22 protein-coding genes, 1 pseudogene and 1 riboswitch are annotated in these 25,072 nt (G+C 61.5%); of the genes and pseudogenes, 17 read left to right on the forward strand and 6 right to left on the reverse strand.

Annotated features, from left to right (window positions below):
* Nucleotides 1-218 precede the first annotated feature (218 nt).
* Both NKI08_RS01075 and NKI08_RS01080 read left to right on the forward strand, forming a co-directional pair.
* A complete protein-coding gene (locus tag NKI08_RS01075) occupies nt 219-371 on the forward strand; it encodes a GIY-YIG nuclease family protein (protein WP_502893712.1) in 153 nt (50 codons plus the stop codon).
* Between the two features lie 62 nt (nt 372-433).
* A pseudogene (locus tag NKI08_RS01080) lies at nt 434-1,401 on the forward strand (IS1595 family transposase).
* 261 nt (nt 1,402-1,662) lie between these two features.
* Here the strand turns inward: NKI08_RS01080 and NKI08_RS01085 are convergent.
* Entirely contained in the window at nt 1,663-2,922 is a 1,260-nt protein-coding gene (locus NKI08_RS01085; RefSeq protein ID WP_352766729.1) for a hypothetical protein, read from the reverse strand.
* 27 nt (nt 2,923-2,949) lie between these two features.
* Between NKI08_RS01085 and NKI08_RS01090 the strand changes: the two genes are divergently transcribed.
* The 3 genes from NKI08_RS01090 to NKI08_RS01100 all read left to right on the forward strand — a co-directional run bounded on the left by NKI08_RS01090 (nt 2,950) and on the right by NKI08_RS01100 (nt 4,615).
* Complete coding sequence (locus tag NKI08_RS01090; RefSeq protein ID WP_352647964.1) at nt 2,950-3,129, forward strand: hypothetical protein; 180 nt, start codon at nt 2,950-2,952, stop codon at nt 3,127-3,129.
* A gap of 139 nt (nt 3,130-3,268) precedes the next feature.
* Nucleotides 3,269-4,048, forward strand: a complete 780-nt coding sequence (locus tag NKI08_RS01095) for a KilA-N domain-containing protein (protein WP_352766731.1) — start codon at nt 3,269-3,271, stop codon at nt 4,046-4,048.
* Between the two features lie 315 nt (nt 4,049-4,363).
* Nucleotides 4,364-4,615 (forward strand): GIY-YIG nuclease family protein, encoded by a 252-nt coding sequence (locus NKI08_RS01100; RefSeq protein WP_352503869.1) that lies wholly within the window; start codon nt 4,364-4,366, stop codon nt 4,613-4,615.
* 350 nt (nt 4,616-4,965) lie between these two features.
* Here the strand turns inward: NKI08_RS01100 and NKI08_RS01105 are convergent, their stop codons facing one another.
* Entirely contained in the window at nt 4,966-5,472 is a 507-nt protein-coding gene (locus NKI08_RS01105) for a hypothetical protein (protein ID WP_352766733.1), read from the reverse strand.
* Between the two features lie 173 nt (nt 5,473-5,645).
* Between NKI08_RS01105 and NKI08_RS01110 the strand changes: the two genes are divergently transcribed.
* Entirely contained in the window at nt 5,646-6,527 is an 882-nt protein-coding gene (locus tag NKI08_RS01110) for a DMT family transporter (RefSeq protein ID WP_352471788.1), read from the forward strand.
* Nucleotides 6,528-6,541: 14 nt separating this feature from the next.
* Here NKI08_RS01110 and dnaE read toward each other — a convergent pair whose 3' ends face one another.
* Nucleotides 6,542-10,069 carry a DNA polymerase III subunit alpha gene (dnaE, locus tag NKI08_RS01115; protein ID WP_352766736.1) on the reverse strand — a complete coding sequence of 1,176 codons (3,528 nt, stop codon included), beginning with the start codon at nt 10,067-10,069 and terminating at the stop codon, nt 6,542-6,544.
* A gap of 432 nt (nt 10,070-10,501) precedes the next feature.
* Nucleotides 10,502-12,514 (reverse strand): acetyl-CoA carboxylase biotin carboxylase subunit, encoded by a 2,013-nt coding sequence (locus tag NKI08_RS01120; RefSeq protein WP_352766738.1) that lies wholly within the window; start codon nt 12,512-12,514, stop codon nt 10,502-10,504.
* Nucleotides 12,515-12,727: 213 nt separating this feature from the next.
* Here NKI08_RS01120 and NKI08_RS01125 point away from each other — a divergent pair, with 213 nt between their 5' ends.
* The 7 genes from NKI08_RS01125 to NKI08_RS01155 all read left to right on the forward strand — a co-directional run bounded on the left by NKI08_RS01125 (nt 12,728) and on the right by NKI08_RS01155 (nt 17,726).
* Nucleotides 12,728-13,855 (forward strand): S-(hydroxymethyl)glutathione dehydrogenase/class III alcohol dehydrogenase, encoded by a 1,128-nt coding sequence (locus tag NKI08_RS01125; RefSeq protein ID WP_352766740.1) that lies wholly within the window; start codon nt 12,728-12,730, stop codon nt 13,853-13,855.
* Nucleotides 13,852-14,124: a hypothetical protein gene (locus NKI08_RS01130; RefSeq protein ID WP_352451332.1), complete on the forward strand. Its 273-nt coding sequence runs from the start codon at nt 13,852-13,854 to the stop codon at nt 14,122-14,124. The genes NKI08_RS01125 and NKI08_RS01130 overlap by 4 nt, the downstream gene beginning before the upstream one ends.
* Nucleotides 14,125-14,144: 20 nt before the next feature.
* Entirely contained in the window at nt 14,145-14,714 is a 570-nt protein-coding gene (gfa, locus tag NKI08_RS01135; RefSeq protein ID WP_352766741.1) for an S-(hydroxymethyl)glutathione synthase, read from the forward strand.
* Between the two features lie 66 nt (nt 14,715-14,780).
* Complete coding sequence (locus tag NKI08_RS01140) at nt 14,781-15,248, forward strand: YaiI/YqxD family protein (protein ID WP_352766743.1); 468 nt, start codon at nt 14,781-14,783, stop codon at nt 15,246-15,248.
* Between the two features lie 4 nt (nt 15,249-15,252).
* Nucleotides 15,253-15,930 (forward strand): DUF1345 domain-containing protein, encoded by a 678-nt coding sequence (locus NKI08_RS01145; RefSeq protein WP_352766745.1) that lies wholly within the window; start codon nt 15,253-15,255, stop codon nt 15,928-15,930.
* A 103-nt stretch (nt 15,931-16,033) separates the two neighbouring features.
* Nucleotides 16,034-16,915: a cytochrome b/b6 domain-containing protein gene (locus NKI08_RS01150; protein WP_352766747.1), complete on the forward strand. Its 882-nt coding sequence runs from the start codon at nt 16,034-16,036 to the stop codon at nt 16,913-16,915.
* 1 nt (nt 16,916) lies between these two features.
* Nucleotides 16,917-17,726 (forward strand): molybdopterin-binding protein, encoded by an 810-nt coding sequence (locus tag NKI08_RS01155; protein ID WP_352614056.1) that lies wholly within the window; start codon nt 16,917-16,919, stop codon nt 17,724-17,726.
* A gap of 23 nt (nt 17,727-17,749) precedes the next feature.
* On the opposite strand, the gene NKI08_RS01160 is transcribed toward NKI08_RS01155, so the two are convergent.
* Nucleotides 17,750-18,352, reverse strand: coding sequence for a DUF3011 domain-containing protein (locus tag NKI08_RS01160; RefSeq protein ID WP_352766749.1), 603 nt, complete (start codon nt 18,350-18,352; stop codon nt 17,750-17,752).
* Nucleotides 18,353-18,450: 98 nt separating this feature from the next.
* Here NKI08_RS01160 and NKI08_RS01165 point away from each other — a divergent pair, with 98 nt between their 5' ends.
* Complete coding sequence (locus NKI08_RS01165) at nt 18,451-19,269, forward strand: transporter substrate-binding domain-containing protein (protein WP_352766750.1); 819 nt, start codon at nt 18,451-18,453, stop codon at nt 19,267-19,269.
* A 14-nt stretch (nt 19,270-19,283) separates the two neighbouring features.
* On the opposite strand, the gene NKI08_RS01170 is transcribed toward NKI08_RS01165, so the two are convergent.
* Entirely contained in the window at nt 19,284-20,282 is a 999-nt protein-coding gene (locus NKI08_RS01170; protein WP_352766752.1) for a hypothetical protein, read from the reverse strand.
* A 204-nt stretch (nt 20,283-20,486) separates the two neighbouring features.
* Nucleotides 20,487-20,573: riboswitch (glycine riboswitch) on the forward strand.
* Between the two features lie 148 nt (nt 20,574-20,721).
* Here NKI08_RS01170 and gcvT point away from each other — a divergent pair.
* From gcvT to gcvP, 3 genes are read left to right on the forward strand one after another with little or no spacing between them, the layout of a single operon-like run.
* Nucleotides 20,722-21,840 carry a glycine cleavage system aminomethyltransferase GcvT gene (gcvT, locus tag NKI08_RS01175; protein ID WP_352766754.1) on the forward strand — a complete coding sequence of 373 codons (1,119 nt, stop codon included), beginning with the start codon at nt 20,722-20,724 and terminating at the stop codon, nt 21,838-21,840.
* Between the two features lie 5 nt (nt 21,841-21,845).
* Nucleotides 21,846-22,214, forward strand: a complete 369-nt coding sequence (gcvH, locus tag NKI08_RS01180) for a glycine cleavage system protein GcvH (protein WP_352451343.1) — start codon at nt 21,846-21,848, stop codon at nt 22,212-22,214.
* A 16-nt stretch (nt 22,215-22,230) separates the two neighbouring features.
* Nucleotides 22,231-25,041: an aminomethyl-transferring glycine dehydrogenase gene (gcvP, locus tag NKI08_RS01185; protein WP_352766756.1), complete on the forward strand. Its 2,811-nt coding sequence runs from the start codon at nt 22,231-22,233 to the stop codon at nt 25,039-25,041.
* Nucleotides 25,042-25,072: the final 31 nt, after the last annotated feature.

Consider the following 25,072-nt stretch of genomic DNA (forward strand, 5'->3'; position numbering starts at 1 on the left):
CAGAGCCTGAAAGGGCTGTGGATGGGAGCCTGCCGATCGGGCTGCCAATCTCCAGGGTTGCGATTAGCGATAAGCCACCACGTCTTCGTCATCCCAGGGCGGAGCAGGAGCGAAGCGACGTCGCGGAGACCCTGGGATCCATGCCGTGACGTCAGCCGAAGAATACAGCGGCTCAGAACGGCGCTTGTATCCGCAACTGTGCCAGCTACCCTTCAGCCATGACCGGCTATACCTACATGACCGCGAGCCAGAAGCACGGCACGATCTACATCGGCGTCACCAACGATCTCGGCCGCCGCATGCCGGAGCACAAATCCGGCCAAGGTTCGCGCTTCACCGGCCGCTACGGCGTGCAGCGCCTGGTCTGGTAGGCGATTATATATTTGACAAACCCAAACGGGATGAGCGATAACGAATCCAAGGAGTTATCGCCATGTCCGTTCTGTCCCGCCCCTACTTCCATAATGAAGCCGCCGCATTTGAGCATGTAGAGGGCATGCTGTGGCCGCAGGGTCCGGTCTGCCATCACTGCGGATCAATGGGTAAGCACTACAAGCTGGCTGGCGTTCGCTCCAAGCCTTCGAAGAAGAACCCGCACGGCGTTGAACGTCACGGCCTCTACAAGTGCGCCGCCTGCCGTGGCCAGTTCACGGTTCGCATGGGCACGATCTTCGAGGAAAGCCATTTGCCCCTGCACAAGTGGTTGCAGGCCATCCACCTCATGTGCTCGTCAAAGAAGAGCATTTCCTCGCACCAGCTGCACCGCGTTCTGGAATGCACCTACAAGACGGCTCGGTTCCTGTCGCACCGCATTCGCGAGGCCATGCGCTCGGATGACTTCACGCCCATGGGCGGCAACGGCAAGTCCGTTGAGGTGGACGAAACCTACATTGGCCGCCTTGCTGGCGTTCCGAAGCAGAGGACCGGCGCGGCTCACAAGAACACCGTGCTTACGCTTGTGGAGCGTGGCGGCATAGCCCGTTCCTTCCATATCGACAGCACGTCGATTGCCAAGGTGGTCCCGATTGTTCGCGCCAACATCGCAAAGGAAACGGCACGATGACCGACGAAGCCCATGGCTACAAGCGCGTCGGCGGCGAGTTCGCTTCCCATAGCCGCGTCGAGCATGGCGTCAACGAACACGGCCGCATCGAAACCAACGGCGCTGGCGAGCGCATCAACATCAACACCGATACCGTCGAAGGTTTCTATTCGATCTTCAAGCGCGGCATGAAAGGCGTTTACCAGCATTGCGCCGAACACCATCTGCACCGCTATTTGGCAGAGTTCGATTTCCGCTATTCCAACCGTTCGGCCATGGGCATCGAGGACAACGTTCGCTCACTCATTGCCTTGAAGGGCGCTAAGGGCAAGCGCCTTACCTACCGACAAGCTTTTTGATGCCAAGAAGGATCATTACCGGAAACCGGTGCAGTTAAAGCTGCCGCTCTAGAAGGGAGAACCCTTCAAAAACGGAGACGCCGTTAAAACGAGAAAACCCGCCCTTTGGGGGCGGGTCTCTTCAACCACCGATAGTCATTGGCGTGTTCTCCGTTAAGCCCTTCGGAGGGGGAACTACGTTCCCCTCTAAATAGTCGCGCAAATTATGACATACAAGAAAACCCTTTGCAAATAGGTTAACAAAATGAAACCAAATTCCTGCTAAGCGTGCTCGTATAGAATAATTTCCCCGGCCGCCCGAACGATCAGGTTGGACCAAGGGCGAAGTTTCTCATAATTGGACCTAGTTGGGAGAATAACCGTAGCGTTCTTGTCTTCCCGACCGTGTGCAAGGGCATTCCGGATTTTGCGAGCCGAGTTGCAGATATTCCGCACTCCATTGTTCATAAAATCGTCCTTGCTCTGAAGCCCTGCGATCAACGGACCGATCTCAAAGCCCCCGTCAAACGTCTCGTTCTTCGAGAACATTTCAACGTTGACCTCCAGGAATTTCCAAAGGATCTGAGGGTCCACAGCTTTAGCCATGACGGATTCAAAGCGCTGGTATTCATTTATGGTTGAAGACCTGACAGCTGCCAGTACGCGGTCAGCCGTACCGCTAATATCATCAAGGGCGTGGGGCATCATAAGCGCTTTTCGAACTGCTATTTTGGGAGCGCTTTCCACGAAGAAAAAAGCGGAATGCTCGATAATTCGGTAAGCGTAGAGAAATTTCCTGGCCGGCTCTGGATTCTCCGTAGCGCCCCAGAACTGGAGTAGCTCGGAATCCAACGGGTGGGCAGAGATTACGGTGGGAAACTTTTCATAACGATACCGGGTTCCAACTTCGCTAGGCGCCTTCGGCAATTGCGGCGGATGGATGATTACCCGAGGGGTGAGGGCGTCATAGTAAGACATATAAAAGTTCAAACAGTTGAGAAACTCGATTATTCTGTCTTCAGAATAGTCGATGTCTTCAATGTAAAAGCAGGCTGGGACCTCAAATCTTTTATCGGGCTCCTCGTCAATGCCCAGAGCGAAGGCATAGTTGATGAAAGAGAGCGTGTTTCGATAGCCATTTTCAGTTGGGCCAACGGGTTTAATGAATGCGGATAACGCGATGAGTTCATCGCTCGCTTTTGCAAAGTGACATTTGTGCGTCTTGTTATTGTAGTGGAATTCAAAGGAACGGCCAAAAACCTCCTTATTATTGTTGCTCAAGGCATAGGCGGTCCAAAGGACTTCTAGCCTCTTGCTATCAACATGAAAGATAGCTGAAAGCCTCTCGGGGAATATGATCTTATTTAGTATCGCAATTGTATCGTCTTGATCATCATCCAAGGCTATTATCATCGCTGGGTCGCCCCATGGATTGGAAACCGCTAAGATTTCCTCGCCCGTGAGCGATGTTTTCTTCACTTCCGATTTTGGGTTACTATCCAAAAATGGCTTGAGCTTTTGTATCGCTTCAGCGTCTTCCATGCTGCCCTCCGAAGGAAAGGCAAAACAATGGCAACTAAAAAGCAAAGTCAATTGCAGAAATTCAAAGAGGCCGCGCGCGAACTGGAAACCGACCAGTCAGAGGAAGCCTTTGACCGCGTGTTGAAAAAGGTAGTGAAGTCGGCCCAACCGAAGGACGACAAGGAACTGCCGAAGCCTAAGAAGGGGTTGGCCGACCGCTCCAAATAGGCCGTGCGGGCACCCTTTATCCCCACAACCACAGAGATGGAACATTAGCAGAACGCGATCGCTTGTTGCCGCTGGGTAATCCGCCGTACAATCGGGGTCATCTCGATTCGAGCCGTTAGCGGCGGAAAGGCTAATGCCAATGAACAAGGACAGTGCATTCCAGATCACGGTACGTGGGCGCTTAATTCGCGAAGATGCGGACGGTTTCGTTTGCGTGACGGATATCCATTCCGCCGCTGGATATTCAAAAAATCAGCGACCTGCAGATTTCCAGCGCCTTCCCCAGTGGATGGCGATCGCGACAGAACTGCATGAGAAATTAGTGGGAAAATCCCACCAATTCAAAACGTCTCTGATTTGGCGCTCAAAGACAGGGCCGAACGGCGGCACATACGCCCATCCGATACTTGCACTGGCTTTTGCCGAGTATCTCAGCCCCAAGCTGGCCGTCGAGGTCAGAGAAACTTTCCTTCGTGCCAAGCAGGGCGATGCGACCCTTGCCGACGAGATTCTTCAGAAGTCCGGCTCTGCCGCCAACGAGTGGGCCGCAAAGCGCGCTTTGGCAAGAAGCGCTCGGAATGACTACACCGCCATGTTGGCTGGTCACGGCGTTACAGTACCTACCGACTTCGCGGCTTGCACAAACGCAACTTACACAACCTTGTTCGGCAAAACGGCAAAGCAGATGAAGGCTGCAAAGGGCGTGCCTGAAAAATCCAGTCTTCGGGACGCGATGACCACGAAAGAGTTGATTTTTACTATGGCGTCAGAAGCTCTGTCGTCGGAGCGGATTGAAGAAGAGAATAGCCTTGGGCCCGGCGAGTGCCGCACGGCAACCGCTAAGTCTGCTCGCTTCATTAGGGATGCCATTGAAGGCGACCGGCGTGACCGCCGAAGCTCACAGCCTACGATGTTCTAAGAGGCCATTCCCCTACGGCTGGGTAGCGCCCCAGCGTGGAATTAGGGGTATTTGCTTCCTGCAAGCTGTCTGGCACGGCCTTCGGCAGTTGCCGATTTGCGCGTGAGCGGGTTACACCTGATCACCGTTTGCCCGGTAGCATCAGAATACATCATGCAGGATTTATTTGGTGTGTCTGGGATACAGGCATTAATGTTGATTTTTATCCACTTGCCCCCTCCGCTGAACGCGGCATAGCTGGGGTAGTTCTTGCAAGTTCCCTTGCTCGAATAAGGAACATTCGCCTGACTAGTGCATGCGGTTGCGCTAGCGGCAATGGCTACAACGATTGCTATGCGGATCATGTTTCCCCCAAACACCTCGCGGATAGGTAGCATCGCGAGACCTTTAGGGGAAGTCGGGTTTGTCAAATATATAATCGCCGTCTGGTACGAGGAACATTTCGACATTCGTGACGCCATTCAGCGCGAGAACTCGCTGAAGCGCTGGCCGCGGCAGTGGAAGATCGAGCTGATCGAGAAGACCAATCCAGAGTGGTTCGAGCTTTTTCGCGGAACGGGGTGGTAGTTCGGTACTGGTCCGCAGGCGCACTGCCGCGTGGTAACGGCATGGATCCCAGGGTCTCCGCGACGGCGCTTCGCTCCTGCTTCGCCCTACGATGACGAAGTTGGGGAAGTTTCGGCCGATCCCGAATGTTTATGATGGTCCAACGAAACGAACGATGAAATCTTGGCTGCCGATCGGCTTCCAACCCGTCAAGATCGCTGTGCCGGGACTGACTGCTGCCCACCCCGAGCCGTCTTTGCGTCGGTACTAAGCGTCATATTTTCACAACCAGACCATGATCCCGAACCGAAGGTCCGCGTACGCGAAAAGTGGAAATCGGTTTTCAAAAAGATCATGATCAAACAAGAAGATCACGTGCGCTGCAGATCGATCCGGGTGGTCACCACACTCTTCCCGGTTTTCGGATCGGTATCGACGACGATCAGCCGCATGCCATTCTCGCCGTTCTTCTCGACCGTCATTTGCGCCTTGCGATCGCCATTGACCTCCTTGGCCCAACGGATGCCGAGATTGATTGCGTTGCCGGAGCGGCTGCCGCTCAATTGCGCCGGCCCGGTGCGCGATCCGACATAGGTGCCGGTGTATTTCGTCCCGCTCGATTTGAGATCGGCGCTGATGGCGCGCGTTACCACGATAAGACCGCGGCAGCTGCCGTCGAGCGATAGCGAGCTCGACGTTGCGTCGGAATTGAAATAACAGGAGACATTCACCGTCGGCGCATCGGTGGTCACCTTGACGATGCCTTTGCCGGCGAAATTCCCCTGGAATGAGCGAAGAAAATCCGGATCGTCGGCATGCGCTGCCCCGGCCCCGGCCGTCAGGCAGCCGGCAAGTACAAATCGTGCAAGTGATTTCATCGGACCGCTCCTCGTTGGTATCCAAAACACAGCACGCAAACACTGAGGGACCAACGCTTCCCTCAGCGGCGGGTTCCGGCTTCAACATCACTGTTTGCAACGCTGCACGGCTGGCCCAGTCGAATGCGTCGGCTAGCGGTTGCGATGAGCGCTCCGGCTTGCGACATAGCCGCATGGCACCCGCACCCTCGATCCCCAAGGCCGCGTTCTGGATGGCGCTGTCGATCGCCTCGTTCCTAGCGATGTCGGTGGCCGGCCGTGCCACGACGGCCGAACTAAACGTCTTCCAGGTGCTCGAGCTGCGCTCGGTGATCGGCTTTTTCATCCTGTTGCCGCTGGTCATGATGTCAGGCGGTTTTGCGGCGATGCGCACCGGACGCCCGCTGGCTCATATCGCCCGCAACGTCGTCCACTATACCGGCCAGGCTGCCTGGCTCTACGCCCTGACGCTGATCCCGCTTGCGGTACTGATCTCGATTGAATTCACGACGCCGATCTGGACCGCTTTGCTGGCCGTCGCTTTCCTCGGCGAGAGGCTGTCCCGGCCACGGCTGGCGGCGATCGTGCTCGGGCTGATCGGCGTTGTGATCATCGTGCGTCCGGGCGTCGGCGCGGTCAATCCGGGACATGTCATCGTGCTGGGAGCCGCGGTCTGCTTCGGCGTCTCGGTGGTCCTCGTCAAGTCGCTGACGCGGACGGACAGCGTCGTGCGCATCATCTTCTGGATGCTGATCATCCAGTCGCTGCTTGGCCTCGTCCCGGCGCTTTACGAATGGCGCAACCCGCCGCTTGAGCTCTGGCCGTGGATCCTGCTCATCGCCTTCACCGGCATGTCGTCGCATTTCTGCATGGCCCGCGCACTTGTCTATGCCGATGCGACGGTCATCTCGCCAATGGACTTTTTGCGCGTGCCGCTGTCGGCGGTGATCGGATGGCTGCTCTATCACGAGCAGATCGACGCCTTCACCGCCGGTGGCGCCCTGCTGATCCTCATGGGAAATCTGCTCAACCTGCAGCGGAGAGCACCGCAACCGGCGGAGATCGCCGCTTCATAAGCGTGCGCTAACTCTTAGACCAGTTCCACCTCGACCACGCCCGGCACCGCCCGCATCGCCGACGCGATCTGCGGCGATACGCGGTAGCGGTTGGGCAACTCGATCTCGACCTCGCCCTCGCCGCCTTCCTTGATGACGATGATGCTCACCTGACTGTCGCCACGCTGGCCAAGCTGCGATTGGATTGTCGATGCCGGTGCGTCATTTCTGACGAAGATGCGCAACGCTTTCTGGATACGGCTTGCCTCTTCCTCCAACGACTGCACGGTCTGGATGCGCAGATTGACGCCTTCAGGCCTGTCCTCGGCCGAAACGGTGATCACCACCGAGCGGCCGGGTTCGAGCAAGTCGCGGTATTGCGCCAGCCCCTCGGAAAACAGCACCGCTTCATACTGGCCGGACGTGTCGGAGAACTGCACGACGCCCATCTTGTTGCCGGTGCGCGTCTTGCGCTCCTGCTTGGTGGTCACCGTGCCGGCGAGCCGGCCGGCGGCAGCACCGCGTTTGACGGCGGCCGAAAACTCGCCCCAGGTCTGCACCCGCATTTTCTGCAGCGCCGCCTTGTATTCGTCGAGCGGATGCGCCGAGAGATAGAACCCGACCACCTGGAATTCACGGTGCAGGCGGTCGGCGGCGAGCCAGGGATCGGTCGCCGGCAAGTTGAGCGCCTGCGACTGTGCGCCGAGCGAGGCGCCAAAGATGTCATGCTGGCCGGTGACGGCATTCTGCTGCGCCAGCGACGCCAGCCCCATCATCCGCTCGACGCCGGCCATCATCGCCGCGCGGTCATGACCGAAGCAGTCGAGCGCGCCGGCCATGATCAGGCTTTCGAAGACGCGCTTGCCGACGATCTTCGGATCGACCCTTTCACAGAAATCGGCGAGGCTCTTGAAGGGTTTTTCGCCGCGCGTGGCGACGATGTGCTCGACCGCCGCATCGCCGACGCCCTTGAGCGCGGCCAGCGAATAGAAGATGCGGTTCTCGCCGACCTCGAAATCCCGGAACGACGTCATGACCGACGGCGCCACCACCTCGATGCCGAGGCGCAGCGCATCCTGGCGGAAATCGGCGAGCTTGTCCGTATTGCCCATGTCGAGCGTCATCGATGCCGCCAGGAATTCGACGGGGTAATGCGCCTTCAGATAGGCGGTCTGGTAGGAGACGACGGCATAGGCGGCGGCATGCGATTTGTTGAAACCGTAGTCGGCAAACTTTGCCAGCAGGTCGAAGATGAAGTCGGCTTGCGGCTTGCCGACGCCGCGCTCGACCGCGCCCGAAACAAAGCGCTCGCGCTGCTTGTCCATCTCGGCACGGATCTTCTTGCCCATGGCGCGGCGCAGCAGATCGGCTTCGCCCAGCGAATAGCCGGAGAGCTCCTGCGCGATCTGCATCACCTGTTCCTGGTAGACGATGACGCCTTGCGTCTCCTTGACGAGATGGTCGATCTTCGGGTGGATCGACGCCATCTCCTCCTCGCCGTGCTTTCTGGCGTTGTAGGTCGGTATGTTCTCCATCGGCCCCGGCCGGTAGAGCGCGACCAGCGCGATAATGTCCTCGATACAGTCGGGCCGCATGCCGATCAGCGCCTTGCGCATGCCGGCACTTTCCACCTGGAACACGCCGACCACCTCGCCGCGCGACAGCATGGCGTAGGTTTCGGGGTCGTCGAGCGGAATGTGGGCAAGATCGATCTCGATGCCGCGGCGGCGGATCAGCTTGACGGCCCTGTCCAGCACCGTCAGCGTCTTCAGGCCAAGGAAGTCGAATTTCACCAGCCCCGCCTGCTCGACATATTTCATGTTGAACTGCGTGACCGGCATGTCCGAGCGCGGATCGCGGTACATCGGCACCAGCTCCGACAGCGGCCGGTCGCCGATGACGATGCCGGCGGCGTGCGTCGAGGCGTGCCGATAAAGACCTTCCAGCTTCTGCGCCGTATCGAGCAGCGTCTGCACGATCGGCTCACGCTCCGCCTCTTCGGCAAAGCGCGGCTCGTTGGCGATGGCGTCGGCGAGCTTGACCGGATTGGCCGGGTTCGACGGCACCATCTTGCTCAGCTTGTCGACCTGCCCGTAAGGCATCTGCAGCACGCGGCCGACGTCGCGCAGCACCGCGCGCGCCTGCAGCGTGCCGAAGGTGATGATCTGGCCAACCTGGTCGCGGCCGTATTTCTGTTGGACGTAGCGGATGACTTCCTCGCGCCGGTCCTGGCAGAAGTCGATGTCGAAGTCGGGCATCGACACGCGGTCGGGATTGAGGAAGCGCTCGAACAGCAGCGAAAAACGCAGTGGGTCGATGTCGGTGATGGTCGTGGCATAGGCGACCAGCGAGCCGGCGCCCGAACCGCGGCCCGGGCCGACCGGAATCCCTTGTGCCTTGGCCCATTTGATGAAGTCGGCAACGATCAGGAAATAGCCCGGATATTTCATCTTCTCGATGACGCCGAGCTCGAAATCCAGCCTTTCGCGATATTGCTCGACGGTATAGCCGGGCGTCGGCCCGTGCGCCGCCAGCCGCGCCTCCAGCCCTTCATGTGCCTGCCTGGCAAGCTCCTGCGCCTCCGCCTTGACCGCAGCATCGGCGTCGGCGACATCGCGGCCGGCAAAGCGCGGCAGAATCGGATTGCGGGTCTTCGGGTAATACGAGCAGCGCAGCGCGATCTCGACGGTGTTGTCGATTGCTTCCGGCAGGTCGGCGAACAGCCTCGCCATATCGGCCTGGCTTCTCAGGAAGTGGTCGGGCGAAAGGCGGCGGCGATTGTCGGCCGCAACCACGGAACCTTCGGCGATGGCGATCAGGGCGTCATGCGCCTCATAGTCTTCACGAGAGAAGAAAAACGCCTCGTTGGTGGCAACCAGCGGCAGATCGTGGCGGTAGGCGAGGTCGACCGACGACTGCTCGATGGCGCGGTCGTAACCGGAGACCCGCTCAAGCTCGACATAGAGCCGGTCGCCGAACAGGCCCTTGAGCGCCGACAGCCGGGTCTCGGCGAGTTCGCGGCGATCCTGTTTCAAGGCAGTGCCGATCGGACCGCGCGGCCCGCCCGTAAGGCAGATCAATCCGTCGGTGTGGCCCTGCAGCATCTCGCTCGCCAGATGCACCGCTTCGCCGGGCGGTGTCTCGAGGTAGACGCGGCTGACCAGCCTGACCAGATTGCCGTAGCCGGCCTCGGTTGCGGCGATCAGGACGACCGGCCGCATCTCCGGTCCTTGCCGCCTTCGGTCGCGCTGGCTGTCGCTCGCCTCGCCGGAAAAGGCGAGGTCGATCTGGCAGCCGATGATCGGCTGGATGCCGTCCTTTACCGCCTTCTGGGCGAATTCCAGCGCGCCGAACAGATTGTTGGTGTCGGTCACCGCGATTGCCGGGCATTCGTCCTGCACCGCATGGCCGACGATCTTGCCGAGCTGCAAGGCACCTTCGAGCAGCGAATAGGCCGAATGCACGCGCAGATGAATGAACCGACGCGCCGCCGCCTCCGCCCGCGACGCCTTTGCATAGGCCTCGCGCAGCAAGGGATCGCGTGGAAGTCTCTCATCCGCCATGGTTTTTTCGCGCCGCCTCACAAGGACTCAGTCGATGAAGATGTATTGTCCGGCACCGGGTAACACGAGTCCAGCGGAAGCGATTGGAGCTTTGGAAGTTTAGAGCAACCGCCGAAGCTGCCAATCTCCCCCTCGTGGGCAGATGTCCGGCAGGACAGAGAGGGCGTTGTCCCGCCGACGTCAGGCTGCAAATAAAAACCCGCCACTGCGGGCGGGTCGCTGGAGCCAATTAGCACCATGCCGAAATTAATAGCATAGCTGCCGGCACAAAGCAAGAACAAAATACGTTGTGACGGCAAAAAATTGCGAATTCCTCACGGCCTCGCCTTGTCCCTCCTCAAGCGAGCATGCTCAACCAATTGCAAAGTCGCGTTCCTTCGCGCCCCCTCTGTCCTGCCAACTTCTGACGGGCGTCGAGGGCGGGTTTCAGCCTCACGCGAATTCCATGATCACCGCGTCGACGGCAAGGCTGTCGCCGGGCTTGGCGTTGAGCTTCGAGACGATGAGATCGCGCTCGGCGCGCAGCACGTTTTCCATCTTCATCGCCTCGACCACGGCCAGCGTCTCGCCGGCCTTGACCTCCTGCCCCTCGGCAACGGCGATCGAGACGACGAGGCCGGGCATCGGGCAAAGCAGCATCTTCGAGGTATCCGGCGCCACTTTTTCCGGCATCAGCCTTTCGAGCTCGGCGGTGCGCGGCAGCATGGCGCGGACTGTCACCGACATGCCTTTCCAGGCGATGCGGAACCCGTTCAGCACCGGCCTGACCTGCGCCGCAACCTTGCGGCCGCCGACCGCGCCGCGCCAGATGAGATCGCCCGGCCGCCAGTCGGAGGTCACCGTCAGCGGTTTGCCGCCGTCGATTGTGAGGTCGAGCTCCATCGGAATGGAAATCATGCCTTCGACGATGGCAACCGAAAGATAATCCCGGCCGATCTTCACCACCCAATCGCGTTTCAAGGCGCCCGAATGCGGCGCCAGCCGCCCGCCCAGCCGGTCGAGCCGGTCGCGGCGCAGCAGTTCGACCGCGGTTGCGATCGCGGCCAGCACCCCTTTCTCCTCGGCGTCTGGCACGATCGGCGCGAAGCCGTCGGGATATTCCTCGGCGATGAACGCCGTCGATAGCCGCCCTTCCCGCCAGCGCGGATGCTGCATCAGCGCCGCCAAGAACGGTATGTTGTGCTCGATGCCGTCGACGACGAAACTGTCCAGCGCTTCCGACATTGCATCGATAGCCGCCAGCCGTGTCGGCGCCCAGGTGCACAGCTTGGCGACCATCGGGTCGTAGAACATCGAGATTTCCGAGCCTTCGGTAACGCCGGTATCGTTGCGGATGACGATTTCGCCGAATTTTCCCTCTTCCGGCGGCCGGTATTTCGTCAGCCTGCCGATCGACGGCAGAAAGTTGCGATAGGGGTCTTCGGCATAGAGGCGGCTTTCCACCGCCGAGCCGTTCAGCTTGACGTCGCTCTGCTTGATGGCGAGCTTTTCGCCGGCCGCCACGCGGATCATCTGCTCGACCAGGTCGATGCCGGTGACGAGTTCCGTCACCGGATGCTCGACCTGCAGCCGCGTGTTCATTTCCAAGAAATAGAAGTTCTTGTCGCTGTCGACGATGAACTCGACGGTGCCGGCGCTCTGGTAGTCGACGGCCTTGGCCAGCGCCACCGACTGCTCGCCCATGGCTTTGCGGGTCTTGGCGTCGAGGAACGGCGACGGCGCCTCCTCCACGACCTTCTGGTTGCGGCGCTGGATCGAGCATTCGCGCTCGCCGAGATAGAGCGTGTTGCCATGCGCGTCGGCGAGCACCTGGATTTCGATATGGCGCGGATCGACGATGAATTTTTCGATGAAGACGCGGTCATCGCCGAACGAGCTTTTGGCCTCCGACCGCGCCCGGTCGAAGCCGTCGCGCACCTCTGCCTTGCTCCAGGCGATGCGCATGCCCTTGCCGCCGCCGCCGGCCGAAGCCTTGATCATCACGGGATAGCCGATTTCGCCGGCTATTCTTTCGGCATGGGCGGCGCTTTCGACGACGCCGAGCCAGCCGGGCACCGTCGACACCTTGGCCGCGTTGGCGAACTTCTTCGATTCGATCTTGTCGCCCATCGCCTTGATGGCCTTGGGCTTCGGGCCGATGAAGACGATGCCTTGCTGCTCCAGCGCTTCGCAGAAGGATGCCCGCTCGGACAGGAAACCGTAGCCGGGATGCACGGCCTCTGCTCCTGTGGCCTTGCAGGCGGCGATGATCTTTTCCGCGACCAGATAACTTTGCGCAGCCGGCGAAGGCCCGATATGCACCGCCTCGTCGGCCATTTCGACATGCACGGCGTCGCGGTCGGCGTCGGAATAGACCGCGACGGTGGCGATGCCCATCTTGCGCGCCGTCTTGATCACGCGGCAGGCGATCTCGCCACGGTTGGCGACCAGGATCTTTGTGAACATGTAGGCCTCGTCCCTCGGCTGCCCTTCTTTTACGGGCTTCCCGTTTTATGGGCTTCAGGGGGCCGGTCAAGGCAAAGTCGGAGCCTATCCCGCATGCAAATCGGCGGGCGCTGACGAAAATCCGGGGTCAGAACGTCGCTTCATGCATAGCGCAGAGCTGAATGGTAAGTTAAATCTAACCTGGATTGCAGACTGCCTTGGGAGGATTGCCTGATGAAAACGCGCGCCGCTGTCGCCGTCGCCGCCGGAAAGCCGCTGGAGATCATGGAGGTCGACCTCGAAGGTCCGCGTGATGGCGAGGTGCTGGTCGAGATCAAGGCAACCGGCATCTGCCACACCGACGAGTTCACGCTGTCGGGCGCCGACCCGGAAGGCCTGTTTCCGGCGATCCTTGGCCATGAGGGCGCCGGCATCGTCGTCGACATCGGCAAGGGCGTCACCTCGGTCAGGAAGGGCGACCATGTCATCCCGCTCTACACGCCGGAATGCCGGCAGTGCCCGTCCTGCCTGTCGCGCAAGACCAATCTGTGCACCGCCATCCGCGCCACGCAGGGACAGGGCTTGATGCCGGACGGCACCTCGCGCTTCTCGATCGGCAAGGACAGGCTGTTCCACTACATGGGCTGCTCGACCTTCTCCAACTTCACCGTGCTGCCCGAGATCGCGGTGGCCAAGGTCAATGCCGACGCCCCGTTCGACAAGATCTGCTACATCGGCTGCGGCGTCACCACCGGCATTGGTGCTGTGATCAACACGGCCAAGGTCGAGCAAGGCGCGACGGCGGTCGTCTTCGGCCTCGGCGGCATCGGCCTCAACGTCATCCAGGGCCTGCGCCTTGCCGGCGCCGACATGATCATCGGCGTCGACCTGAACAACGACAAGAAGGAATGGGGCGAGAAATTCGGCATGACGCATTTCGTCAATCCGAAGGAGATCGACGGCGATGTCGTGGCTTATCTCGTCAACATGACCAAGCGCGGCGCCGACCAGATCGGCGGCGCCGACTACACCTTCGACTGCACCGGCAACACCAAAGTCATGCGGCAGGCGCTAGAAGCGTCGCATCGCGGCTGGGGCAAGTCGGTCATCATCGGCGTTGCCGGCGCCGGCCAGGAGATCTCGACGCGGCCGTTCCAGCTGGTCACCGGCCGCACCTGGATGGGCACCGCCTTCGGCGGCGCGCGCGGCCGCACCGACGTGCCGAAGATCGTCGACTGGTACATGGCCGGCAAGATCGAGATCGATCCGATGATCACCCACACGCTGAAGCTCGAGGACATCAACAAGGGCTTTGACCTGATGCATGAAGGCAAGTCGATCAGGAGCGTGGTAGTCTATTGAAGGAGGTACTGATCCGGGTTCGGATCCGATATCCGAATTTCAGCGAGTCGCTCAGTATGCAGAGCTGGCAATTCGGCGAACATCTTTGGGTAGCGCTTAGGAATAACAACCGCGTTCGCATCGACCTCGATGAGATCGACCGCGGCAGAGAAGAAATATCGTTTCTCGTGCGCGATACATATCTGAGCAAGGCGCTCAAGGTGGTAGAGCGCGTCAAGCAAGAACACCGTATGGAGAATGAAGCGGTAATCGAAACGGAACCAGCATAGAACCAAGGGAGGAGACAAAAATGCCGGAAAAACTGCATCCTAAAATCGACAATGGACTGCCCAGGCAAAAGGCCGACTTTGCCGGCGGCACGCTGGTCTGCGCCTGCACCAGCAACCCGGTCAAGGTGAAGGTCAAGGGCCAGATCGCCCATAACCATGCCTGCGGCTGCACCAAATGCTGGAAGCCGGAAGGCGCACTGTTCTCGGTCGTGGCGGTTGCCGGTACAAACGACGTGACGGTGACCGAAAACGGCGACAAGCTGAAGATCGTCGATCCGGGCGCGCTGATCCTGCGCCATGCCTGCACCGGCTGCGGCGTCCACATGCACGGCCCGGTCGAGCGCGACCACGCTTTCAAGGGGCTGTCCTTCATTCATCCGGAACGCTTCCAGGAAGACGGCTGGTCGCCGCCGGGCTTCACCGCCTTTGTCTCCTCGATCATCGAATCCGGTGTCGATCCGAGCCGCATGGACGGCATAAGGTCACAGCTGAAGTCGATCGGGCTCGAACCTTATGATTGCCTCAATCCAGGACTGATGGACTATATCGCCACCTGGACGGCCAAGAGATCCGGCGCGTTGCCGGCCTAGTAGCCGCTCGACTATCATCGATCGAGCCGGGCGACGCCGCCCGGCTCTTTCACATTTGGAACAACGATGCCCGCACCTGCTATTCTCGTCGATGCCGACGCTTGCCCGGTGAAGGCCGAGGTCGAAAAAGTCGCCGAGCGGCACGGCATCGTCGTCACCTTCGTCTCCAATGGCGGCTTGCGTCCGTCGCGCGATCCGATGATCCGCAATGTCGTCGTCTCCAAGGGCGCCGATGCCGCCGACGACTGGATCGTCGAAAATGCCCGGTCCAACGACATTGTGGTGACCGCCGATATCCCGCTTGCCGCGCGCGCGGTGGCGCTTGGCGCCCACGTACTTGGTCCGACCGGACGCCCGTTTACGCCCGAAACGATCGGCATGGCGGTGGCAATGCGCGATCTCAAGCAGCATCTGCGCGAGACGGGCGAAAGCAAGGGCTACAATTCGAGCTTCGCGCCGCAGGATCGCTCGCGGTTCCTGGGCGAGCTTGACCGCATCCTACGGGGAGCGCTGAAATCCGCGTCAGCGGACTGAGACCATGGCGACCGGTACCCCGACCAAGATGCCCATGCGACGCCACACGCCGTTCGCGGTGTCGGCCTGCATCGGCGCGGCAGCCTTTGGCGCCGCGCTGGTCTGGCGTGCGCCGCTTGCCTATTCGATCGGCGCCAATGTGTTCTTTGCCGCCTATCTCGTCCTTGTCATCGCCCATATGCCGCGGCTTACCGGCAGCTATCTGCGCAAGAATGCAGGCGACACGGACCTGCCGGTACTGGCCATCTTCGCGGTCACGCTGATTGTCGTCGCTATTGCCATCATGTCGTTGTTTCAATTGATCAACAGGGAGAAGAGCGCGGACACCATCGAGCTTATGGTGGCGCTGCTGTCTATCCCGCTTGGCTGGTTGACCATCCATGCGATGGCGGCACTTCACTACGCGCATATCTACTGGTTGGATGGCGATGCGATGGATGGCGACACAAAAAAGAAAATTCCGGTCGGCGGCCTTGACTTCCCGGGCGGCAAGCGGCCGGAAGGCTCGGATTTCCTCTATTTCGCTACGGTGATCGGCATGACGGCCCAAACCGCCGACACCAACATCACGACCTCGCAAATGCGCCGTGTCGTGCTTGTGCATTCGATCCTGTCGTTCTTCTTCAACACGGTCATCGTGGCAGCCGCGGTCAACCTCGCCGTCAGCCTCGGCAGTCCGTAATAAATCCGTGATCGGGTGAAACATCGCTTAGGCTGGCGACGTATTGGGAGGAGAAGAGATCTGACGAGGCCGCGGAACCGCTTGGCAGGGAGGCACGGAAAATATGGAATCAGTTGCCAGAGGCGAAGCCAGCACCGGGGCAGATAGCGCTGCTTCGACGGATGCGACGCTGATCTATCGGCAGTCGCGCTGGACGCGGCTGACGCATTGGCTGTGGGCGATCGCGCTGTTCTTCATGCTGCTTTCCGGCCTGCAGATCTTCAACGCCCGCCCGCAGCTCTATATCGGCAAGGAGTCGGGTTTTGGCTACAACAACACCGTCTTCGCCATTGGCGCCGAGAATACGGCGACTGGCCCGCGCGGCTATACCGAAATCTTCGGCAAGCGCTTCGATACCACTGGCGTGCTCGGCTGGTCGGGTCCGGCCGGCCAGGAGACCTCCCGTGCCTTCCCGTCCTGGGCGACGATCCCTTCCTATTACGATCTCGGCACCGCGCGCGTTGTTCATTTCTTCTTCGCCTGGGTGCTGACCACCACGCTGCTGGTCTGGCTGGTCGCCAGCCTGATCAACGGCCATTTGCGCCGCGATCTTGCCCCGCGCCTCGATGATTTCAGGCGCCTGCCGCGAGACATTGTCGAGCACGCCAAGCTCAGGTTCCATCACACGCGCGACTACAACACGCTGCAGAAGATGGCCTATGGCGGCGTGCTGTTCGTGCTGCTGCCGCTGATGATCATCACCGGCCTTGCCATGTCGCCGAGCATGGATTCGGTGCTGCCGTTCCTGAATGATCTGCTCGGCGGCCGACAGACGGCACGCACCATTCATTTCACGGTGATGCTGCTGCTCGTCGCCTTCTTCATTATCCACATCCTGATGATCCTGGCCGCCGGCCCGATCAACGAGCTGCGCTCCATCATCACCGGGTGGTACCGAACCGACCCGCCGGCGCATGGCGACAAAGCGCCAGAGAGGAGTGCCTGACATGGCGAAATTCGAGATCAGCCCCAAGCTACAGATAAGCCGAAGAAAGTTCCTGACCTCGGCCAGCCTCGGCCTTTCCGGCATCATGCTGTCGGGCTGCGACGCCTTCGACAGCCAGCTTGGCGTCGGCGACAGCCTGCGCAGCTTCCTCGAAAGCGCCAATGGCCTGACCTGGCGGGCGCAGCGACTGCTTGCCGGCGCTGATGCGCTGGCGCCGGAGTTCACCGAGGCCGACATTCGCCAGCCGCAGCGGCCGAACGGTGTCACCGCACCGGACGACGATTTCTACAAGGGCCTGCTCGCCAGCGATTTCGCCGACTGGCGGCTGGAGGTTTCAGGCCTGGTCGAAAAACCGCTGTCGCTGAGCCGCGAGCAGCTGATGAACATGCCGAGCCGCACCCAGATCACCCGTCACGACTGCGTCGAAGGCTGGAGCTGCATTGCCAAATGGACCGGCACGCCGCTGTCGCTGGTGCTCGACCAGGCAGTGGTCAAGCCGCAGGCGCGCTACGTCATGTTCCACTGCCTCGATACGATCGACCGCAGCCTGGCCGGCGATATCAAATATTACGGCTCGATCGACCTGATCGATGCTCGCCATCCGCAGACGATCCTTGCCTATGGCCTCAACGGCAAGCCATTGCCGGTCGAGAACGGCGCGCCGCTGCGCGTGCGCGTCGAGCGCCAGCTCGGCTACAAGATGCCGAAATACCTCTACAAGATCGAGCTGGTCGACGGCTTCGCCAACATCGGCGGCGGCAGAGGCGGCTATTGGGAGGACAATGGCTACGACTGGTACGGCGGCATCTGACCGAAACCTGACCTAAGCTTCATCTAACTGTCGTCGTCGCTGTCGTCGCCGTCGCTGCGCAGGGCCGGATTCAGGTCAGGATTGTCGTCAGGGGTGACAAGCTTGCCCAGCCCATGCGGTCCCTGGTAGTTGCCGTGGGTATCGAAGTTGGGGTTGCCCTGATTGTCGAATTGCGGCGTCGGATCGATCCATTGGTCGTAACGGCGCGGGCGGGGCTTCGGATAGTAATTATCGGAATGATGGCGATGCGAATTGCCGTTGTCGAGAATGGCGCCTACCACGCCGCCGACGATAATGGCTGCGGCGACGTCGCCAGCAGAGGGATTGCGGTTGGGGCCGGCGACTGCGAATTCGGCCGAGCAACCATTGTCGACCCAGATGCCGCCGCCGTCATAGCCCCAGCTTCTACCGTATACGCAACGCGCCTTCGACAGCCTGGAGGTCAACTGCACGCCGCGGCGCGTATCGACCCCGCAATAGGAATAGCGGTAGTCGGCGCTGGAGCAGACCACGCGTTTTGCCCCCGCAGCCTGCGCTGCCGCCGGCAGCAGCGAAAGCTTCGCCGGATTGTCCAGGAGGCAAACCAGGAACATCATCGAACCGGTAACCGCCATCCGTGCCGACATCGCAACTCTCCATCAGGGTCCGCTATCGACAGAATGGCACCTCTGTGTAAATCTGACAACCGGACGGGCTCAGCGAGGTTATATTAATGCGCGCTAAGATGATCGCCACAACTATACTTGCCATTTCTGCCTGGTTGGCTTTGTCGCTGCTGCCAGCCCGGGCGGACGACAGCCTCAAGCGCATCATCGACCAGAAGACACTGACGGTCGGCGTGGCGCTCAACCCGCCATGGATCCTCAAGAAGGCCGACGGGAAGTTCGCCGGCTATGATGTCGACCTGACCAGTGCGCTGGCGTCTGATCTCGGCGTCGACCTGAAGCTGGTCGAGGTGCCCTGGAACGACCTTAAGACAAGACTGCTCAAGGGTGATTTCGACATGATCGCGGCGGGCTACGCCAGCACGCCGGAACGCGCACGCGAGGTGGTATTCTCCAACCAGACCGGCACCGCCGATATCCGCATGGTTGCGACGATCGCCAGTCTGGGGAAAAGGCCGGGCAAGGCAGTGGCGGCGCAGGGATACAAGATCGCCGTGCTGTCCAATTCCACCGATGAAGCCGCCGCGAAGGAAGCTTTTCCCAAGGCGACCATTCTGTCTTTCGACAACACCTCTGATGTTTTCGCCGCGATCATCGGCGGCGACGCACAGGCAATGGTCGCGACATCGCCAACGCCCCAAATGGCCGCAAGGCTCTATGACGCGAAGTTGACAATGGTGGGCGGCCCGCTGTTGCGGACGCCGGAGGCGTTTGCGATGCGGCCGGACGATGTGCGCCTCATCCAATACGTCAACAACTGGATCGGCGCGCGTACCGCCGACGGCACCATAGGCGGCGTGCGCCGCTACTGGTTCGGCAGCTTCAAATGGATGTTGCGCTTCGACACCAGTGCCAAGCCGGAGCCCGCCAAACAATAGCGTCGCGCGACTGCTTATGCGACCTTGTCGATCAGCGGCTTCAGCGCCGGGTGGATTTCCGGCGAGGCGTGCTTGATTAGCGTCAGCAGCGCGCGCTCGTTCTCCTGCAGCGGCCGGTCGCCTATGTGTTCAGCGAGCCATTTGGCCTCGCCGGCATCGACCGACTCGGCGCGGCGGGCCAGAGCCTCGGCTGCCTTGTTCTTGGACTCCCACTCGGCTTCGATATCGCCGGGTGAGCGATAGGCTTCCATGATGCCGGACAGGCCGCCCGATACCATGCGGCTGAAGAACCCGCCGATTTCCGGATCGGCCTGTTCGAAGAACGAATCCCGGCGCAGCGCCACGTCGCGCACCGGCGGTTCGTAGCCGGCCGAACACATGACGAAATTGGCGATCGCCTTGACGAACAGATCGTTCCAGGACAGATCGTTGTCGCCCGCCGCTGTCCGCTCGTTGATCTTGAACAGCACCTCGGCCTCGGCGCGGCTGATGGCGATGTTGCCATCGCCGCCATAGGCGTAAAGGATGCGGCGCAACAGCTCGACCTCAGCCTTGGCAATCGACCCAGGGATAAGCCTGCCGCCGGTCATCAGCGGCCCCTTGCCGTCCACGACCGCATGAGCGACCTGCTCCAGCGCATAGCTGGAAAGCGTGCTCGGCGATGATTTGGCAACTTCCAGCACATGCACCAGCAGCTCGAGTTCGGTCTGGCTGTCGACCATGCCGTCGCGCGAAATCGTCCGGATCAGCCAGTCGGCATTGTCCTGCGAAACATAGCCCGCCGGCTTTTCCTGGTGGACGATGAAATCGGTGACCGCCTCGACGAAAAACTCGAGCCATTCCGTGCATTTGTCCCTCGCCGTTGCATCCAGCGCAAACAGCGCCTCGGCCTCGCCGCGCGTTACCACGCCGTCGCCGAACACTTCGCCGCGCAGCATGACCACGTCTTCCGCCGTGATCCGATTTTTCGAGGTCAGCCCGGCCACCGGCGCGCTCATGATCAATTCGCCCATTTTCTTCCCCGCCCGCCGCCGGTAATTGCCGGCCCTTATGCGGTATATCGGCAAGGTCTTGAGAAACCGGCAAGCGGCGTGGTTAGCGAAGGCTTGCCTATAAAGAAGGCCCGCAGAAGACTTGGCAGTAAAAATGTCGCCGGCAGGTGACAAGGTGTCGTCCACGGGCTATGGATGACGAGTCGAGGGCTCCTGACCGAGTCCTACCTGTTTGCGGGAGAGAGCAGCGAGAGCTGCCGCCGAAGGGGAAATCGCCCGAAATCTCTCAGGCAAAAGAACCGTAGACGGGAAAGACACTCTGGAAAGTCGGGGCTTGCCCCCGCGCCGAAGGTGTAAGCGCTGCCGACAGAGTTACGGGGCGCGAGTCTCTCAGGCTTCAGACAGAGGGGCACGGACTGGTCGCCATTCGCGGCCGCTTGCGTGCGACTCTGGAGATGACATGACGGGCGACGACACCAAACACCTCCCCCTCGAAGATCTGCACATGACAGCCGGTGCGCGCTTCGGCGCCTTCGCCGGCTGGTCGATGCCGTTGACCTACCCGGCCGGCGTGATGAAGGAGCACCTTCACAGCCGCGAGCATGCCGGCCTGTTCGACATCTCGCACATGAAGCTGTTCGAAATCAGCGGCCCGGGCGCAGCAGCGCTTCTGAACCGCGCCTGCCCGTTCGATGCCGGCGCGCTGAAGATTTCCCAGTCCAAATACACGTTCTTCCTCAACGAGGCGGCCGGCATTCTGGACGATCTGATCGTCACTAGGCTCGGCGCCGAGCGCTTCATGATGGTCGCCAATGCCGGCAACGCCGCCGCCGACGAAAAGCATCTGCGCGCACTGGCCAAAAATTTCGATGCAGAGGGCGATTTCGATGTAAAAGTGGATGCGCTCGACCGCGTCTTCTTGGCCATACAAGGCCCCGAGGCGTGGGCTGCCCTTTCCCGCGCCGGCATCGAGACCGGTTCGCTGGTGTTCATGCACGGCATCGAGCCGCGCGAAAAATGGTTCATGAGCCGGTCCGGCTATACCGGCGAAGACGGCTTCGAGATCGGCCTGCCGGAAGCGGATGCAAGAAACCTCGTCGCCAGGCTGCTCGAGGATGAGCGGGTGATGTGGGTCGGCCTTGCCGCCCGCGACAGCCTGCGGCTCGAAGCCGGACTGTGCCTGCACGGGCTGGACATCACGCCGGAAATCGATCCGGCCAGCGCCGGGCTGATGTGGGCCATCCCCAAGGAGGTTCGCGCCTCTGGCGCCTTCATCGGCGCCGATGCGCTGCGCGCCGTCCTGGAGCGCGGTCCGGCGCAAAAACGCGTCGGCCTGAAGCCGGAAGGCCGCCAGCCGGCGCGCGCCGGTGCTGCCCTTTTCGATGCCGACGGCAATCCTGCCGGCCATGTCACCTCAGGCGGCTTCGGCCCCTCGGCCGGTCATCCGGTCGCCATGGGCTACGTCCAGACGCCGCTTGCCAAATCCGGCGCAAAACTGTTCGCCGATGTCCGCGGGACGAAAATCCCGGTCGACATCCACCCCTTGCCCTTCAAGCCCCATCGCTACCGCAAAGGATGATTTCAATGGCAAAGACCTATTTCACCGAAGATCACGAATGGCTGCGCGTCGAGGGCGGCATCGCCACGGTCGGCATCACCGATTACGCGCAGCAGCAGCTCGGCGATCTCGTCTTCGTCGAACTGCCGGAGCCGGGGAAGAAGCTGGCCAAGGGCGACACCGCCGTGGTGGTCGAATCGGTCAAGGCCGCATCGGATGTCTACGCGCCGGTCGACGGCGAGATCACCGAGGCCAACACCTCGCTGTCATCGGATCCTTCACTCGTCAATTCGGCGGCAACCGGCGACGGCTGGTTGTGGAAGATGAAGCTGGCCAATGAGCGCCAACTCGACGGACTTCTCGATGAAGCCGCTTACAAAGCCCATATTGGTTGATAGCAGGACCAGGAAGATGACCGCAGCACCCTACCCCTTCTCGGCTCGCCATATCGGCCCGGGCCTCCATGACGTCAGAGCCATGCTGGCGACGATCGGCGTTCCTTCGGTCGAGACCCTGATCAGTCAGGCAGTGCCGAAGTCGATCCGGCTCGACCGGCCGCTGGCCCTGCCCGCCCCCGCAAGCGAAGCGGAAGCGCTGACCGAGCTCGCGGCGACGATGGCAAAGAACACGGTGCTGAAGAGCTTCATCGGTGCCGGGTATCATGGCGTCCACGTGCCGCCGGTGATCCAGCGCAACCTGTTCGAGAACCCGGCCTGGTATACGGCTTACACGCCTTACCAAGCCGAGATCAGTCAGGGCCGGCTGGAAATGCTGTTCAACTTCCAGACGCTGGTGACGGAACTGACCGGCCTGCCGGTGGCATCGGCCTCGCTGCTCGACGAGGCGACGGCGGTGGCCGAAGCGGTTGGCATCGCGCTGCGCCATCATCGCGACAAGCGCACCAAGGTGGCACTGGCCGGCACGCCGCACCCGCAGACGCTGGACGTCGTGCGCACCCGTGCCGAGCCGCTCGGCATCGAGGTGGACGGCGAGGTGATCGACGACAACACCGCCGCCCTGCTGGTCTCCTGGCCCGATACGTTCGGCGTCTACGGCGATCACAAGGCAGCAATCGACAAGGCCCGCGCGGCCGGCGCGCTGGTCGTCTTCATCGCCGACCCGCTTGGCCTGACGCTGACCGATGCGCCGGCCAGGCTTGGCGCCGACATCGCCGTCGGTCCGATGCAGCGTTTTGGCGTGCCGATGGGCTTTGGCGGGCCGCACGCCGCCTATTGCGCCGTCTCCGACAGGCTGACGCGGCTGATGCCCGGCCGGCTCGTTGGCCAGTCGACGGATAGCAAGGGCCGTCCCGGTTATCGCCTCGCTTTGCAGACACGCGAGCAGCATATCCGCCGCGACAAGGCGACGTCCAACATCTGCACCGCGCAGGCGCTGCTCGCCAACATGGCGACGGCCTATGCGATCTGGCATGGCCCTGCCGGGCTGCAGGCGATTGCCGGCCGCGTCCACACGCTGGCCAACCGCCTGGCTGCCGGCCTCAAGGCAGCGGGCGTTTCGGTACTCGGCGAAAGCCGCTTCGACACTGTGACCGTGGAAGTGAAAGGCAAAGCCGGCGCCATCGCCGCCGCCGCCGAGAAGACCGGTCGGCTGCTGCGCGTCATCGACGCCGACCATGTCGGCATCAGCTTCGACGAGACCTCCACCGAAGCCGATCTGGAGGCGATCGCAGCACTTTTCGGCGCCAAGGCCGGCGTTGCCGCCGGCAGTTCCATGCCAGGAAAACCGCGCGCCAACGAGTTCCTCACCCAGCCCGTCTTCCGCGAAAACCACTCGGAAACCGACATGATGCGCTTCCTGCGCCGGCTGTCCGACAAGGACCTGGCGCTTGACCGCGCCATGATCCCGCTCGGCTCTTGCACCATGAAGCTCAACGCCGCCGCCGAAATGATGCCGGTGAGCTGGCCTGATGTCGCCAACCTGCATCCCTTCGCCCCGGCTGACCATTCGACCGGCTATCGCGCCATGATCGACGAGCTGGAAGGCTGGCTGGCGGAGATCACCGGCTTCGACGCGGTGACCCTGCAGCCCAATGCCGGCAGCCAGGGCGAATATGCCGGCCTGCTCGCCATTCGCGGCTACCACCGCTCACGCGGCGAAGGCCATCGCACCGTCTGCCTGATCCCGTCCTCGGCGCATGGCACCAATCCGGCAAGCGCGGCCATGGCCGGCATGAGCGTCGTCGTCGTGCGCTGCACCGAGGACGGCAATATCGACATGGTCGACCTGCAGGCCAAGGCGGCCGAGCATGCGCACAACCTTGCGGCGCTGATGTTCACCTATCCTTCGACGCATGGCGTATTCGAGGAGGGCGCGCGCGACCTTTGTGCCCTCGTCCACAGCCATGGCGGCCAGGTCTATTTCGACGGCGCCAATCTCAACGCGCTGGTCGGCCTCGCCCGTCCCGGCGATATCGGCGCCGATGTCTGCCACATGAACCTGCACAAGACCTTCTGCATCCCGCATGGCGGCGGCGGCCCCGGCGTCGGCCCGATCGGCGTCAAGGCGCATCTGAAGCCATATCTGCCCGGCCACGTCACCGAAGGCTCGGCCCATGCCGTGGCGGCGGCACCGTTCGGCAGTGCCTCCATCCTGCCGATCACCTGGATGTATATCCGCATGATGGGCGCTTCCGGCCTGAAGCAGGCGACCGAGACGGCGATCATCTCCGCCAACTATGTGGCGACGCGGCTTGGCGAGCATTTCCCACTGCTTTACAAAGGGCGCAACGGACGCGTCGCGCATGAATGCATCCTCGACACCCGCGTGCTCAAGGACAGCGCCGGCATCAGCGTCGACGATATCGCCAAGCGGCTGATCGACTATGGCTTCCACGCGCCGACCATGTCGTTCCCGGTGGCCGGCACGCTGATGGTCGAGCCGACCGAGTCCGAGCCCAAGCGCGAGCTGGATCGTTTCTGCGAGGCGATGATCGCCATAGCCGGCGAGGCAGCCAAGGTGGCGAAGGGCGAATGGCCGTTGGGCGACAATCCTCTGGTCAACGCGCCGCACACCGCCGCCGAGGCATTGGCCGGCCAGTGGACCCATCCCTATTCGCGTCTGGAGGCAGCCTATCCAGCCGGCGATGCCGACACCGCAGCAAAGTACTGGCCGCCGGTGTCACGCATCGACAATGTCGCCGGCGACCGCAACCTTGTCTGCTCCTGCCCGCCGCTGTCGGAATATCTGGGTGCGGCGGAATAGATCATGATCCCGAAAAGTGGAATCCGGTTTT

The sequence above is a fragment of the Mesorhizobium sp. M0768 genome, assembly GCF_040320195.1.
Classification (GTDB): domain Bacteria; phylum Pseudomonadota; class Alphaproteobacteria; order Rhizobiales; family Rhizobiaceae; genus Mesorhizobium.

Coding starts and splice junctions, on each gene's coding strand:
- NKI08_RS01075 (WP_502893712.1), top strand. CDS start 219: ATGACCGGCTATACCTACATGACCGCGAGCCAGAAGCACGGCACGATC.
- NKI08_RS01085 (WP_352766729.1), bottom strand. CDS start 2,922: ATGGAAGACGCTGAAGCGATACAAAAGCTCAAGCCATTTTTGGATAGT.
- NKI08_RS01090 (WP_352647964.1), top strand. CDS start 2,950: ATGGCAACTAAAAAGCAAAGTCAATTGCAGAAATTCAAAGAGGCCGCG.
- NKI08_RS01095 (WP_352766731.1), top strand. CDS start 3,269: ATGAACAAGGACAGTGCATTCCAGATCACGGTACGTGGGCGCTTAATT.
- NKI08_RS01100 (WP_352503869.1), top strand. CDS start 4,364: ATGGCTACAACGATTGCTATGCGGATCATGTTTCCCCCAAACACCTCG.
- NKI08_RS01105 (WP_352766733.1), bottom strand. CDS start 5,472: ATGAAATCACTTGCACGATTTGTACTTGCCGGCTGCCTGACGGCCGGG.
- NKI08_RS01110 (WP_352471788.1), top strand. CDS start 5,646: ATGGCACCCGCACCCTCGATCCCCAAGGCCGCGTTCTGGATGGCGCTG.
- dnaE (WP_352766736.1), bottom strand. CDS start 10,069: ATGGCGGATGAGAGACTTCCACGCGATCCCTTGCTGCGCGAGGCCTAT.
- NKI08_RS01120 (WP_352766738.1), bottom strand. CDS start 12,514: ATGTTCACAAAGATCCTGGTCGCCAACCGTGGCGAGATCGCCTGCCGC.
- NKI08_RS01125 (WP_352766740.1), top strand. CDS start 12,728: ATGAAAACGCGCGCCGCTGTCGCCGTCGCCGCCGGAAAGCCGCTGGAG.
- gfa (WP_352766741.1), top strand. CDS start 14,145: ATGCCGGAAAAACTGCATCCTAAAATCGACAATGGACTGCCCAGGCAA.
- NKI08_RS01140 (WP_352766743.1), top strand. CDS start 14,781: ATGCCCGCACCTGCTATTCTCGTCGATGCCGACGCTTGCCCGGTGAAG.
- NKI08_RS01145 (WP_352766745.1), top strand. CDS start 15,253: ATGGCGACCGGTACCCCGACCAAGATGCCCATGCGACGCCACACGCCG.
- NKI08_RS01150 (WP_352766747.1), top strand. CDS start 16,034: ATGGAATCAGTTGCCAGAGGCGAAGCCAGCACCGGGGCAGATAGCGCT.
- NKI08_RS01155 (WP_352614056.1), top strand. CDS start 16,917: ATGGCGAAATTCGAGATCAGCCCCAAGCTACAGATAAGCCGAAGAAAG.
- NKI08_RS01160 (WP_352766749.1), bottom strand. CDS start 18,352: ATGTCGGCACGGATGGCGGTTACCGGTTCGATGATGTTCCTGGTTTGC.
- NKI08_RS01165 (WP_352766750.1), top strand. CDS start 18,451: ATGATCGCCACAACTATACTTGCCATTTCTGCCTGGTTGGCTTTGTCG.
- NKI08_RS01170 (WP_352766752.1), bottom strand. CDS start 20,282: ATGGGCGAATTGATCATGAGCGCGCCGGTGGCCGGGCTGACCTCGAAA.
- gcvT (WP_352766754.1), top strand. CDS start 20,722: ATGACGGGCGACGACACCAAACACCTCCCCCTCGAAGATCTGCACATG.
- gcvH (WP_352451343.1), top strand. CDS start 21,846: ATGGCAAAGACCTATTTCACCGAAGATCACGAATGGCTGCGCGTCGAG.
- gcvP (WP_352766756.1), top strand. CDS start 22,231: ATGACCGCAGCACCCTACCCCTTCTCGGCTCGCCATATCGGCCCGGGC.